We start from the raw sequence: 14001 nt of genomic DNA on the forward strand, positions 1-14001 counted from the left end.
CTCCTCAAGCTCCCATGCGGGCCAGGCGCGAGCGCGGGTCGATATATTCGTTCACCGACATGGCGAGCATGAACAGGCCAAGGAACAGGATGACGACGAAGAGCATCGGAAAGGCGACCCACCACCATACGCCCGATACCATCGCGGAATGCGCATTGGCCCAGTAGATCATGCCGCCGATCGTCGGCCGGTTGATGTCGGAAAATCCAAGCACCGAGAGCGTCACCTCGAGGCCGATCGCCCAGATCAGATTGTTCATGGTCGTGAAGAAGACGATCGGCATGACATAGGGCAGATGCTCGCGGATGAGGATCTGTCGTGTCCGCATGCCCGAGAAGACCGCGTGCCGGGTAAATTCCCGGTGGCGGAGAGACAGGGCGACGGAACGGATCAGGCGGCTGTCATGCGTCCATCCGAGCAGCGCCGCGGTGATCGCCAGCATGAACCACGTCATCTGGTCGCGAAGCACGAAGACCAGAAGCAGCAGGATCGGAATATTCGGCAGGGCGCCGAGCGTATCGTTGACCGCCATGATGATCTGGTCGGTTCGCCCACCGATATAGCCGGAGATCAGTCCGACGGCGATGGCGATGATGCGGCTGACGAAGGCGACGATGATGCCGAAGAACAGCGTATTGCGCATCGAGGCGGCGATCTGCCAGAAAACCTCCTGGCCACGCGAGGTGGTGCCGAGCCAGAATTCGGCCGAAGGCGGCATGTCGGGCGCGACGACATAGATGGCATTCTCGTCATAGGGCGAGAAGAACGATGCCGCGATCAGCGCCAGGATGATAGAGATCAGGATGGTACCGAGCAGGAACTCCTTGTTGTAGCGCAGCAGGTCTCTGAGGACTTTGAACATCACGGATTACCCCAGTTTCACACGTGGATCGATCAGCGGATAGGTGATGTCGATCACGAAGACCGCGGCGGCAACCGCGATGATGGCGATTGTGGTGACACCGAGCACGAGGCTGTAATCGCCGGAATAAATGCCGGAAATCAGAAGCTTGCCGATCCCGGGATAGTTGAAGACGAACTCGACGATGACGGCGCCGCCAAAGACATTGCCGAGACTGAGTGCCAGGCCGGTGACCTGCGGCAGCATGGCGTTGCGCGCCACATATTGCGAAAAGATGCTGCGCGAGCGCACGCCACCAAGTTCGGCATAGACGACGTGATCGTCGGTGACGATGTTGGAAACCAGCGAGCGCATGGAGATGAACCAGCCGCCGATGCCGACAAGCACGAGGGTCAGGGCCGGCAGGATGCCGTGCTCGATCACCGAGCTGATGAAGGCCAAGTTGAAGGCAGGCGCGAGATTGACCTGCGCGCCGTCGCTGATCGGCAGGATCGGCCAGATGAAACCGAAGAGGATCACCAGGCTGAGGCCGATGATGTAGGTCGGGATCGGCTGCAGCGCCATGATGACGATACCGGCGACCTTCAGCAGCTTGCTGCTGTGGAAATAACCGGCAAGGGCGCCGAGAAAATTGCCGATGATCCAGGAGATGATCGTTGCGAGCGTCAGAAGCCCGACCGTCCAGGGCAGCGCCCGGCCGATAACGGTCATGACAGGGGTCGGGAAAGAGGAAAGCGATGGGCCGAAATCGCCGGTCAGGACGCGGCCCCAGAAGGTGAAATACTGCTCCAGTAGCGGGCCACCGGTGCCGTAGAGTTCACGCAGCGATTCGCGGAGGATCTCGACGGCCTGCGGATCGGTGGAGCCAAAGCTCGTCAACAGCGACACGGTCTGCTCGATCGGATCGACCGGCGAAAAATGCGCGATCAGGAAGGCCAGCGTGATGCCGGTGAAGACCACGAAGAGAAATTGCAGAAAGCGTTTTGCCGCATAGATCAGAAAGCCGTTCATGACATCGACCTTTCAATAGCAGAACGGGAACAGCCGGCGGCCGGCTGCTCCCTCGATATTGCCTCGATCAAGGCTTCGGCGCGTCCGGATTGGCCTTCAGACCGACCACCATGTAGCGGATGTTCGACCAGTTCGGACCCGAGGCCGAATACGGATTGTCCGCGCTTGGATAGTTGGTCCAGTAGGTCGTATCGAGCGGCGCGAACTTGTTGTAGGCCATCAGCGGGATCATCGGCATTTCCTCGACGGCAAGCTTCAGAAAGTCTTGGCCGAGTTTGGCGACATCGGGCGAATCGAAGGCGATCGACCGATTGCGCTCGATGAGCTGGTCGAGACGCGGATCCTGCCAGCGCTGCAGATTGCGCGGCGGCTGGATCTGCCCGACCGGCTTGATGAACTCCGAATGATAGCTGTCGAGGAAGAAGGAGAGATCGGGATGACCGCCCCAGGTCTCGATGCTCCAGTAGATCGCCGTCTCGAAATCGCCGGTGCTGAGGCGCTGGCCATTGGTCGGGCCGGCGACATCGACCTTGGTGGCGATGCCGGCTTGCGTCCATTGCTGGGCGATCACCGTGCCGGCGCGGGCAAGCGTCGGGATGGCATCGCCTTCCACCTGCAGGCGGATCGTAAAGGGCGTGCCGTCAGGCTTCATCCACTGGCGGCCGCTCTTCTTGAAGCCTGCCTTCTGCAGCAGCTCGGTCGCAGCCTCAACGTCCTTCTTCCACCAGCCGAAGCCGAAGGTTCGCTGCAGCTTGGCCGGATCGGTCGGGATCTGATCGGCCCATTGGCTGCGCACCATATTGGCGATCTGCGACGAGATGTTGGGATCGTAAGGCTTGATCTTGCGGGACCCGGTGTCGAGCTCGAAGTTCGTCAGCCAGTCCTGCATCGGTGCGTAATAATCGTCCGGGGCAGAACCCGTCGGCGGCGTGGCAAGGGCGGCGATATTGGCCGCGCCGCGATAGGAGCCAAGCGCCACTTCACGGATGTCGATCAGCAGAGCGAGAGCCCAGCGCACGTCCTTATTGTCGAAGGGCGCCTTCTTCGTATTGAAGAGAACGGAAGGCAGCGTCGGGTCCGGATGCGCGAAAGGGAAGCCCTTCAGCCAGGAGGCCGTGCTCTTGCTGTCACGCATGATCGAGAACATGCCCTCGGGCGCCATGTCGTTGATGACGTCGAGATTGTGGTTGCGTTGCTCGATGACGCGGGCCTCCGGATTGCCGGCGGTGCGATAGACGACGTACTTGACCTCGGGCGGCTGTGCTGCAGCCAGGCCGATCGACGTGCGCTGCCAGTCGTCGCGCAGCTTCCAGATCGTCCAGTTGCCGCCCTTGTCATAACTCTGCAGCTGGTAGGGCCCGAGTGAAACCGGCGGGTTGTTGTTGAAGGACAGCGGATCTGCGGCCTTCTCGAAGACGTGTTTCGGCATGATCCAGGCGGCATTCCAGCGCACGGTGAAAAGCGTATGGAAGCGCGAGTTCGCCTTCTTTAGATGGAAGACGACCGTCTGTGGATCCGGATTTTCGATACTCGCGACATTGACGGTGAAGGGCGCGCTCCAGGCCATGCCGGGATGGTCGATCTGCGTCTGCACGGTATAGACCACGTCGTCGCTGGTGAATTCGATGCCATCACTCCAGAAGATGCCCTTGCGCAGCTTCACCGTCATCTCGGTGAAATCGGCGTTGTAGCTCGGCGGTTCGCTGGCCAGCGCATTCTGCCAGGCATCCTTGCCGCCTTCGGGATTGATGAACCATAGCGTATCGGTGGTCAGCTGCTGCAGGCCGTTGAGATTTGCAGCCGCCCCGCCGCCCGGAGCCCAGAGGTTGAACCAGTCGGCATTCTGCTGCGGCGTACCCTGGATGATCAGCGTTTCATTGCGCGGTATGCCGGCAATGAAATCCTGCGCAAATGCCGGAAGGGCCATTAGCGACAATAAGGCAATGGCTGCATATTTACGGAACTTCATCGGATGTTCCTCCTCCTCAACTCGCCGCGGCGAGCGCTTCCCGTAATCGATTGACGATGGCGTCCAGCGAACCCCTGCCTGCGCGTGCCGCAGGGACACATGCACTCCTCGACGGCGGGCGAACTCACGCCACAGTTATCGACAATTTTTTGAGAAACGGCAACTGATAATTTTGTATGTCATAAAAAATAGCGCATTTACAGGCATTTTTGGCGAACGGCGCCGATCTGATTTTTTATATTATTGACAAAGTGAGCGTTTGGCTTAGCTTTTGCAGCGAGCGCGGCGCCCTCCCAAGAGGCCGCACTTCATCACCAGACAGGTCGGCTGCTTTCGGGAGGAGGCTTTGGCATGACCGTTCAAGAGGACACCAGGATGAGCAGCCCCTATGACGTGACAATCTCCGTTCACGCCAACCGGCCAACCGGCAAATACGAACCCTTGTGGAACTGGTTCGGTTACGACGAGCCGAACTACACCTACTCCCCGCACGGCAGGAAGCTGCTCAAGGAACTCACCGAGCTGAGCCCCGAGCCACCCCGCATCCGTGCGCACAATCTTCTGACCAGCGGCGACGGCCTGCCTGCGCTCAAATGGGGTTCGACCAATGCCTATACCGAGGATGCGAACGGTAATCCGGTCTATGATTGGACGATCATCGACAAGATCTTCGACACCTATGTGGAAGCCGGCAACATTCCGCTGATCCAGATCGGTTTCACGCCTGAGGCGCTCTCCGATTTCGACGGTCCCTATCGCCACCAATGGGAGCCGGCCGACAAATACGCAACGATCACCACCGGTTGGACGGCGCCGCCGACGGATCTGAAGAAATGGGCTGACCTGATCGAAGCATGGGCGCGCCATCTGGCCGAAAGATATGGCGAGGCCGTCGTTTCAAGCTGGCCATGGGAAGTGTGGAACGAGCCGGACGGTCACTACTGGACCGGCACCATACCGCAATTCTGCGAAATGTATGATGTCAGCGCCAAGGCCCTGAAGCGTGCCTTGCCGAATGCCCGTGTCGGCGGTCCGCACACCTGCGGCGCCTTTGCCAACGAAAAGGCCCAGACTTTCCTGCGTGCCTTCCTCAAGCACGCGGTCGACAATAAGTCGCCGATCGATTTCCTCGCCTTCCATGCCAAGGGCAATCCGGTGATCTACGAGGGCCACGTCCGGATGGGCCTGCACAAGCAGCTCCGCGACATCGAGACGAACCTTGCCATCATCAACGAGTTTCCGGAACTCCGACACCTGCCCGTGGTGATCGGCGAATCCGATCCGGAAGGCTGTGCGGCCTGCTCTGCACGCGTCCATCCGCAGAACGGTTATCGCAACGGCCCACTCTACGGCGTCTATGTCGTCGAGAGCATGATTCGCACTTACGAACTGGCGAGACGCGCCAACATCCATATCGAAGGCGCGGTGACCTGGGCTTTCCTCTTCGACGACCAGCCCTATTTCGACGGCTTCCGCGATCTTGCCACCAACGGCGTCGACAAGGCTGTTCTCAACGGCTTCCGCATGCTCGGCAAGCTCGGCGGCGAATGGCTGGAATCGGAAAGCGATTATCGCCGCGATATCGAGGATATCATGAGCCGTGGCGTGCGCGGCAAGCCCGATGTCAACGTCGTGGCGACCCGCGACGACAAGGGTGTTTCCATTCTCCTCTGGCACTACCACGACGATGACGAAGCCGGGCCGTCCGCCGACATCACGGTCAATCTCGACGGCTGGGGCGACAAGTCCGCCTCGCTCAAGCATTTCAGGATGGACGAGGAGCATTCCAACGCCTTCGGCGTCTGGAAGGCGATGGGCAAGCCGCAGAATCCGGCCGGCGAAGACCATGCCAGGCTGGAAGCCTCGGGAAAACTCGCCGAGATCGACGGCGAGGCGTCGGTCAAGGTCGACGACGGCAAGATCGCCCTCAAAGTCTCCCTACCGCGTCAAGGCGTGTCTCTCCTGCGCCTCGATTGGTGAGCCGGTAGGCGAAGGGAGCGCAATCGAAAGATTGCGCGCCCTTTCAAGCGGCCGGTTCGCGTCAGTTGTCACTGACATAGGCGAGATAGCGTTTCTTGCTCGGCTGCAGATGGTCGACGCAGAGCTGGGCGAGAACCCAGTTATCCCCACCGCGCAGCATCTCGATCATCAGCCGGTGATGTTCGTGCGAGATGCGCAGCGATTCCTTGCTCGACATCGAATTGGCCCGCACCGGCAGGCTGAGCCGCATATAGAGCTCGATCGATTGCACCAGATGCGAATTGCCGCAGGCGCCGAAGAGCGTCAGGTGGAATTTATCGTTGGCCTCGTGCACACCCCTGAGATAGCCGGATTCGATGTGGCGGCCATGCTCCTCGTGCAGCGCCAGCAGTTCCTCGATCAACGCCTCGGGCGCCGGCAGCTTTATCCACAGCGCTGCCTGCCGTTGCAGCAGTTCCCGAACGTCGTAGATTTCCTGGACCTGGCGGGCCGTCAGCGAGCGGACGGTCGCGCCCTTGTTGCGCTCGCGAACCACGATACCCATCGTCTCGAGCTGCACGATCGCCTGCCGGGCGAAATGGCGCGTGACGTGAAAGCGGGCAAGGAGCGTGTCTTCGGTCAGGCGGGTTCCAGGCGCCAGCCGCCCGAAAATGATGTCCTCCTCCAGCGCGCGGGCAATGCTTAGATCATCATGCTCGATGCCGTCTTCGCGGCTTTCGTTGAGCGTCTGCAATGTCATCTCCTCTGAAGCATAACCCCGAAAACCGGATTCGATTTTCGGAAAGGGATTATGCGCCAATCTAAAGTGATAGAGCGTCCTGGACGCGCGGCGCTCTAACGGCGAGCCATGTTACAGTGGATTGCGTTCCGGGTCGAACCGGCTCAAGCGATAGATATCCTCGACCAGAGCAAGCGTCTTGATGTTATCGCCCGGCGATGTCTCCATCGCCACCTTTCCATCGAGGCTGTCGAGGAAATGCGCAATGGTCGCGTCATAGGCGCCCTGGTAGGTCTCGTCGGGATCGAAGTTCTCCCGGCATTGCCGCGCACCCTCAGCCGAGAGCAGATTGCCATTAAGTTCGAGCGTGCCGCGTGTTCCGAAGATGCGTAAGTGATCACGCGGCGCCGGCGGCGCGCCATGCACGGCGAGATTGGCGTTGATGGTGACGAGAACACCGTCGCTCGTCCGGCACAGGACGACGCTTGCGACATCCTCCGCGACGATATCGCGATTGCTCCTCTCAAGCCGCGCACTCACCACCTCCATCTCGCCCAGAAGATATCTCAGCGTGTCGAGATGATGGATCATGACTTCCATAACCAGCAATCGCTCCTGCGTCCGGAAAAAGGGCTGGCGCACCAGCGCCGGCCTTTTTCCTTCCGCATCCGCGATCATGCCGCTGGACAGGAATTCGAACTGCACCTGGCGGATCTCGCCGGCAAGTCCCTCGTCGAGCCACACCTTCAGCCGCCGATAATAAGCGCGGAACCGCCAGTTCTCATGGATCATCAACCTGCCCCTGCCGGAAAGACCTGCCAGCAGGTCGACCGCCTCGCCGTAGGAGGGTGCGAGCGGCTTCTGACAGATGATATCGAGGCCTTTTTCCGCCGCCAGCCGCACCAGTTCGGCATGGAACCCCCGTGGCGCGCAGATATCCACGGCATCGAGCTGCTCGGCATCCAGCATCGCCTGCGCGCTCGCATAGTGGCGCGCGATATCGAAGGCGGCAAGCCGCGCTTCGACGGCGCTCGGCGACGGGTCGGCAATCGCCACGACCTCGGCTCTTGCCGATTGCCGCATCCATGCAGGCAGATGGTAGGCGCTGACCCAGCCGGCACCGATAATGCCGATACGCCGTCGTCTCGTTCCCGTCATTGCGCTTCCTCTGCATCTAGTCTCATTTTATCAATAATCTATCCATCTTCATCGCAAAAGCCAATCGTTTGATTGTCGAACAAAATTGCTAATTTCGCTGATTCCCATTGTAATTTATGGTGATCACCGAAGAAATCCGAAAATACGATACAGTGACGCCATCTTATTTATTGACAATCATCCGTATCCCTCTACGCTGACACCACGGCCATGGATCAATTTGGCGAGGGAGGAACAGCTTTGTCGAACGGTCTTCGTCGCAAGCTGACGAGTTACGGCGATCAGGGATTCTCCCTTTTTCTGCGCAAGGCATTCATCAAGGCCATGGGCTATTCGGACGATGCGCTCGACCGTCCGATCGTCGGCATCGCCAACACCTACAGTGATTTCAATCCCTGTCACGGCAATGTGCCGCAACTCATCGAGGCAACCAAGCGCGGCGTCATGCTGACCGGTGCGATGCCCATGGTGTTTCCGACAATCTCGATCCACGAGAGCTTTGCCTCGCCGACCTCGATGTATCTGCGCAATCTGATGGCGATGGAAACGGAAGAGATGATCCGCGCCCAGCCGATGGATGCCGTCGTCCTGATCGGCGGCTGCGACAAGACCCTGCCGGCCCAGATCATGGCGGCCGCCAGCAGCGAGATACCGGCGATCTTCCTGCCGACCGGCCCGATGGCCGTCGGCCACCACAAGGGCGAACGGCTTGGCGCCTGCACGGATTGCCGCCGTTTCTGGGGGCGCTTCCGCGCCGGAGAGATCGACGAGGCCGAGATCGCCGACGTCAACAACAAGCTGGCCAGCTCGATCGGTACCTGCACGGTGATGGGCACGGCGAGCACCATGGCGAACCTCACCGAAGTCATGGGTCTCTGCCTTCCCCGCGCGGCTTCGGCACCGGCCGTCGAATCCGAACGAGTCCGCCTTGCCGAGGAGACCGGCCGTGTCGCCGCGCGTCTCGCCATGGATGAGGCTGCACCGACGGTGCGCGATATCCTGACGCCGCAGGCAATACGCAACGGCCTCGTCGCGCTGCAGGCGATGGGCGGCTCGACCAATGCCGTCGTCCATCTTGCCGCAATTACCGGCCGCCTCGGCCTGCGCCTCGACATGGCCGAGCTCGACCGGCTGGGCCGGAGCATTCCCCTGCTCGTCGACCTGCAGCCCTCCGGCCAGCACTATATGGAGCAATTCCACGAGGCGGGCGGCGTCCCGGCTCTGTTGAAGGCGGTGCGCCATGAAATCGACGGCAGCGCCCCGACGGTCCACGGCAGAACGATCGGCGAAATCATCGACGCTGTCATCGATGGGCCGGGCCAGACCATCATCCGCACCGTCGAGAAACCGTTGAAGCCGATCGGAACGATCGCCGTCCTGCACGGCAATCTTGCGCCGCGCGGCGCCGTCATCAAGCAATCCGCTGCCTCCAAGGATCTGCTCCAGCATATCGGACGCGCTGTGGTCTTCGATTCCGTCGAGGATATGACGCTGCGCATCGACAGCGACGATCTCGACGTCCATCCCGACGACGTTCTGGTTCTGCGCAATGCCGGGCCGAAAGGTGCGCCCGGCATGCCGGAAGCCGGCTATCTACCCATCCCCCGCAAGCTGGCGCGGCAGGGCGTGAAGGACATGGTGCGGATTTCCGACGCCCGCATGAGCGGCACGGCCTTCGGCACGATCATCCTCCATATCGCGCCCGAGGCGGCTGATGGCGGTCCTCTGGCGATCGTTCGCACCGGCGATCGCATTCGCCTCGACGTCGAGGGCCGGCGCATCGACCTCGACATCGAGCAGGCGGAATTCGATCGCCGCATGCTTGATGTCGTCAACCGGCCCTCCCCGGCCCCGGCGCGCGGCTATGCCAAGCTCTATCAGGAGCGCGTGCTCCAGGCTGACGAAGGCGCCGACTTTGACTTCCTGCAAAGCGAGGAGCTCGACGCGCGATGAGTGCCGCTGATCGGGAGGCGCCGCTTTGCCTGCCCCGCCGGCAGCTGACGCGGCTGCCGCAGCCGGCGCTGCCGCAAGGCACGGTCGATACGCATTTCCACGTCTTTCGCGCCGGCGCTCCGCTCAACACTCCACGCAGCTACACACCTGACATCGCGACGATTGCCGACTGGATCGAATTCTCCGGCAGTCTTGGCATCGCCAGGGGCGTATTGGTGCAACCAAGCGTCTATGGCTTCGACAATAGGGTGCTGCTGGAGGCGCTTGCCGCCTATCCAGATCGTCTGCGCGGCATCGTCGTCATCGATCCTGACACCACGGCGACCGAGATGGAGCGTCTGGATCGGCTCGGCGTGCGCGGCGTGCGGATCAATACGCGCAACAAGGGTGGCCTCCCGCTCGCCGCCGCCAAGACACTGGCGGAAAGCATTGCCCCTCTCGGCTGGTCGCTGCAATTGCAGATCAATCCCGAACAACTTCCCGATATTGCGGCAACGCTGTCCGGCATCCGCCTGCCCCTCGTCATCGACCATCTCGGCTTCATTCCACTTGCCAGAGAGACGAGATCGTTGCATGTCGATGCCCTGAAAAGACTGATGGACAGAGCCGAGGCCTTCGTCAAAGTCACCGCGCCCTACCGTTTGACGAAGGACATGAATGACCAAGGTTTCGCCGAGGTCGGCCGCGCCCTTGCCGCCAGCCATGCGGAAAGGCTGCTCTGGGGCAGCGATTGGCCGCACACCGAATTGTGGGACGGTATGCCCGATGACGCCGATCTGATCGAGACCATACGGGCCGCCATTGACGATCCCACGATTGCCGAAAAGATTTTTGTTCGAAATGCCGAGGCGCTGTTCTTCGGCCGCTGAATTGGAGAGTACGAATGGCCAGACTGACCGAAGATGCCAAGGGCGTCTATGTGATCGCCGTAACCCCCTTCACCGATGACGGCGCGCTCGATCTCGCCAGTATCGACAGCATGGTCGATTTCTACGAGGGCGCCGGCGTCACCGGCCTGACGGTGCTTGGCCAGCTCGGCGAGGCCCCGAAGCTGACCGCCGAGGAATCGCGGACAGTCGTCCAACGGGTGCTGAAGCGCCTCGACGGGCGCCTCCCCGTCGTTGTCGGCCTTTCGGCGCCAGGGCTTGCGCCGATGAGCGAACTTGCCGAAGCCGTTATGGGCGAGGGGGCGGCCGGTGTCATGGTTGCGCCGCCCTGGACCGTCAAGACTGACGATCAGGCCTTCGCCTTCTACCAGTCGGTTGGCGAGACCCTGGGCGATACGCCCTTCGTGCTGCAGGATTATCCGCTCACCACCAATGTGACCATCGCGCCTAAGGTCATCGAGCGCATCGTCAACGAGGTGCCGAATTGTGTCATGCTCAAGCACGAGGATTGGCCGGGTCTATCGAAAATCACCGCGCTTCGCGCCGCCAGCGACAAGGGCGCCATGCGGCGTATCTCCATCCTCTGCGGCAATGGCGGGCTTTTCCTGCCCGAAGAGATGGGCCGCGGCGCCGATGGCGCAATGACCGGCTTTTGTTATCCGGAGATGATGGTTGGCGTCGTCGAGGCCTATGCAGCCGGAAATCCCGATCGCGCCCATGCGATCTTCGACGCCTATCTGCCGCTCGCCCGCTACGAACAGCAGCAGGGCATTGGCCTTGCCTCGCGCAAATATGTGCTTGCCAAGCGCGGCGTGATCAAGTCGGCCACCCTGCGCAAGCCGGGCGCCAAGCTCTCGACACTGGATATTGCCGATGTCGAGCGGCTGCTGGCGCGCCAGGCCATCCGCCTCAAGGAGATCGGGGCGTAACACACTGGCGCAAATCCGAAGCCGCTGGACCACCGTTATGGTGCTGCAGCGCGAGCAGATGGCTATGTCCATCTCGTCCGTGAGGCTGAAACCCGAGCGACTCCCAGAACCTTGCCGCACCATCGTTTCCCGCATGAACGGTGACGACGGTACAGAAGGACGACGCATGATCAAGCAGAGCCATGGCAAGCATCCGGCCGATGCCGCGCCCGCGCATTGCGGGACTGATGTAGAAACGCCGCATCCGCAGCGCCCCTGACATGGCCGTTTCGACGGTCATGCCGCCGATGCCGGCGAGCACCTCCCCGGCATAGGCGCCAAGCAGCCTTTCGCCGTCACGCCGGAACCTGTTGTCGCCGGTCGACCATTCGTCGATAAGACGGGCGATATGGCGATAGCCTTCTTGCCGGGCCTCGCTTTCGAGATCTGCGATCTCCTGCGGCAACCGATCGCGGAACGTGCGGATATTGATTGTCATGGCAATGCCGGGGTTCTAGATTGCAGGAACCGGAACCTCGCGGTACATCGCCGCCGGCAGGCCGACCGGGACGAAGGTCGCGTCGCCATCCCCAGCCATATCCTGCACCGTATGTTTCTCCAGCGCCTTCGTCACCTCGTTGAGGTCGCCGTCTAGCTGTTCGGCGGGAATAAGATTGCCGATCACGAAATCGAAGCGGTCGCCGCGTTTGTTCAACAGTTCGTGGAACACGGTCATGTCGCGAAGCTCCGTCGACCATTTCGCCAGCCAGTAGAACAGCCCCGAATTGCGCGCCGTCACATGCACCGGAAGGATCGGCAGATTGTATTTGCGCGCCAGCCCGACGGCCGAGGTCTTCCACGGCCGTTCGTTCAGCCGGCCGTTCGCCCAGTAGGCAATGCGGCCTGAGGGAAAGAGCACTGTCGCCTTGCCTTCCTTCACCGCATGGTTGGTCAGTTGCAGCGTTTCGCGCGCCTTCAGCTTGCTCTTATGCTCCTCCCGCCATTCGACAGGAATGATCATCTCGGCAAAGCGCGGATTGACGCGGATGGCATCGCGATTGGCAAAGAACATCATGTCCGGCCGGCGCGCTTTCAACAGATCGAACACGGCAACGCCATCGGCGATGCCTGTGGGATGGTTACTGACGAGGATGAAGCCGCCGGTATCAGGGATGCGTTCGCCATTGGTGATGCCGATGTCGAGCTTCAGCACATCACTCAGATATTCGAACGACTGGAAACCCGGCATCTTGGCAACCGCATTGGCGAATTCGAGCGCCTTGTTGTAACGCAGCAGCGTGTAGAGGAATGGCCGCATGAGCGGCCAGAGTGGATTTTTCACGATCCTCTGGCCGCGTTCGGCAATCAGCGTATCGACGATATGACCGGGCTTTCCCTGTGAAACGAGAGCGATCGCTTCCGCGAGCTGTCCGAAAGCCGTCATGGAATCGCGCCGTGCCATGAAAGATCCTGTCTATGGGGTAAAAGCTATCGCAGTACAATATGATCGAAGGATGACAAAGGCTTGGCCGGCATTAGCAATTCCATAACTGTTCCTGCTCCAAATTGGCGGACTTGAAGGCAAAATCAAGGCCAGCAATGTGAACGAACTGCTTGTTATCGCCGATCCGCGCCTGATGGCGGAGCGTGCCGCATGGCTTGAAAATCTCGCCCGTGAGCGCCGTCTTTCCGAGCATACGCTCGACGCTTACGAGCGCGACACCCGCCAGTTCCTGACCTTCCTGACCGGCCATCTCGCCGGCCCGGTGACGCTCCGCGACATCAAGGAGTTGCGCCCCGCCGATTTCCGCGCCTTCCTGGCGGCCCGGCGCAAGCAGGGCTCCGGCGCCCGCTCGCTCGGCCGCAATCTCGCCGGTCTCCGTTCGCTGCTGCGCCATCTCGAAAAGAAGGGCCTGGTCAACGCCGCCGGCGCCGGCGCAGTGCGCTCGCCGAAACAACCGAAATCGCTGCCCAAGCCGCTGTCGGACACGCAGGCGATCACCGTCGTCAGCGACGACGCCCAACTGCATGACGAACCCTGGATTGCGGCGCGCGATGCGGCTGTCATGACGCTGCTCTACGGCTGCGGCCTGCGCATCTCCGAAGCGCTTGATCTTGCTCCCGCCGACCTGCAGAAGGGCGCAACGGTGCTGCGCATCACCGGCAAGGGCAACAAGACGCGGCTGGTGCCGTTGCTGTCTGTGGTTTTCGACGCGGTCGAGAAATACCGCGCGCTCTGCCCATACTATCTCGAAAGCGGTGAACCGCTGTTTCGCGGCGCCCGCGGCGGCAAGCTGCAGGCGGCAATCATCCAGCGCACCATGCAGAAGATGCGCAGCGCCTTCGGTCTGCCGGAAACGGCGACACCGCATGCCCTGCGCCATTCCTTCGCCACCCACCTGCTTGCCGGCGGCGGCGATCTGCGCACCATTCAGGAATTGCTCGGCCATGCCAGCCTTTCCACAACGCAGGTCTATACCGGAGTCGATGCGTCACGGCTGCTCGAGGTGTATGATCGGGCGCATCCGCGCGCCTAGCGCATCGGCCCGGAAATC

At 61.2% G+C, this 14001-nt stretch carries 12 protein-coding genes; 5 read left to right on the forward strand and 7 right to left on the reverse strand.

The genetic code is table 11. The features are described from left to right. Positions 1 to 4 precede the first annotated feature (4 nt). The 3 genes from U5G49_RS20345 to U5G49_RS20355 all read right to left on the reverse strand — a co-directional run bounded on the left by U5G49_RS20345 (position 5) and on the right by U5G49_RS20355 (position 3842). The gene (locus tag U5G49_RS20345; protein ID WP_028734232.1) at positions 5 to 862 is read right to left on the reverse strand and encodes an ABC transporter permease; all 858 of its coding nucleotides are present in this window, start codon (positions 860 to 862) and stop codon (positions 5 to 7) included. 6 nt (positions 863 to 868) lie between these two features. Further along, positions 869 to 1873 (reverse strand): ABC transporter permease, encoded by a 1005-nt coding sequence (locus U5G49_RS20350; protein WP_193444633.1) that lies wholly within the window; start codon positions 1871 to 1873, stop codon positions 869 to 871. A 67-nt stretch (positions 1874 to 1940) separates the two neighbouring features. Then, positions 1941 to 3842, reverse strand: a complete 1902-nt coding sequence (locus U5G49_RS20355; protein ID WP_193444632.1) for an ABC transporter substrate-binding protein — start codon at positions 3840 to 3842, stop codon at positions 1941 to 1943. Positions 3843 to 4193: 351 nt separating this feature from the next. On the opposite strand from U5G49_RS20355, the gene U5G49_RS20360 reads away from it, so the two are divergent. After that, entirely contained in the window at positions 4194 to 5822 is a 1629-nt protein-coding gene (locus U5G49_RS20360) for a GH39 family glycosyl hydrolase (protein WP_193444631.1), read from the forward strand. A gap of 61 nt (positions 5823 to 5883) precedes the next feature. Here U5G49_RS20360 and U5G49_RS20365 read toward each other — a convergent pair whose 3' ends face one another. Both U5G49_RS20365 and U5G49_RS20370 read right to left on the reverse strand, forming a co-directional pair. Continuing rightward, entirely contained in the window at positions 5884 to 6555 is a 672-nt protein-coding gene (locus U5G49_RS20365) for a GntR family transcriptional regulator (protein WP_018243866.1), read from the reverse strand. 117 nt (positions 6556 to 6672) lie between these two features. Next, a complete protein-coding gene (locus U5G49_RS20370; protein ID WP_193444630.1) occupies positions 6673 to 7698 on the reverse strand; it encodes a Gfo/Idh/MocA family protein in 1026 nt (341 codons plus the stop codon). A gap of 240 nt (positions 7699 to 7938) precedes the next feature. On the opposite strand from U5G49_RS20370, the gene U5G49_RS20375 reads away from it, so the two are divergent. Genes U5G49_RS20375 through U5G49_RS20385 form a run of 3 tightly spaced genes read left to right on the forward strand, consistent with a single transcriptional unit; the run spans position 7939 to position 11467 of the window. Then, positions 7939 to 9651 (forward strand): IlvD/Edd family dehydratase, encoded by a 1713-nt coding sequence (locus U5G49_RS20375; RefSeq protein ID WP_193444629.1) that lies wholly within the window; start codon positions 7939 to 7941, stop codon positions 9649 to 9651. Continuing rightward, positions 9648 to 10520, forward strand: coding sequence for an amidohydrolase family protein (locus U5G49_RS20380; protein WP_193444628.1), 873 nt, complete (start codon positions 9648 to 9650; stop codon positions 10518 to 10520). The genes U5G49_RS20375 and U5G49_RS20380 overlap by 4 nt, the downstream gene beginning before the upstream one ends. 14 nt (positions 10521 to 10534) lie before the next feature. Then, positions 10535 to 11467, forward strand: a complete 933-nt coding sequence (locus U5G49_RS20385) for a dihydrodipicolinate synthase family protein (RefSeq protein WP_193444627.1) — start codon at positions 10535 to 10537, stop codon at positions 11465 to 11467. On the opposite strand, the gene U5G49_RS20390 is transcribed toward U5G49_RS20385, so the two are convergent. Beyond that, positions 11448 to 11945 carry a GNAT family N-acetyltransferase gene (locus U5G49_RS20390; RefSeq protein ID WP_182564534.1) on the reverse strand — a complete coding sequence of 166 codons (498 nt, stop codon included), beginning with the start codon at positions 11943 to 11945 and terminating at the stop codon, positions 11448 to 11450. The genes U5G49_RS20385 and U5G49_RS20390 overlap by 20 nt on opposite strands. Positions 11946 to 11960: 15 nt before the next feature. Then, positions 11961 to 12908 (reverse strand): GNAT family N-acetyltransferase, encoded by a 948-nt coding sequence (locus tag U5G49_RS20395; RefSeq protein ID WP_182564533.1) that lies wholly within the window; start codon positions 12906 to 12908, stop codon positions 11961 to 11963. 139 nt (positions 12909 to 13047) lie between these two features. Here U5G49_RS20395 and U5G49_RS20400 point away from each other — a divergent pair, with 139 nt between their 5' ends. Then, positions 13048 to 13983 (forward strand): tyrosine recombinase XerC, encoded by a 936-nt coding sequence (locus U5G49_RS20400; RefSeq protein ID WP_193444626.1) that lies wholly within the window; start codon positions 13048 to 13050, stop codon positions 13981 to 13983. Positions 13984 to 14001 lie beyond the last annotated feature (18 nt).

Origin of the sequence: Rhizobium indigoferae, from assembly GCF_034554815.1 — a bacterium.
Classification (GTDB): Bacteria; Pseudomonadota; Alphaproteobacteria; order Rhizobiales; family Rhizobiaceae; genus Rhizobium; species Rhizobium leguminosarum.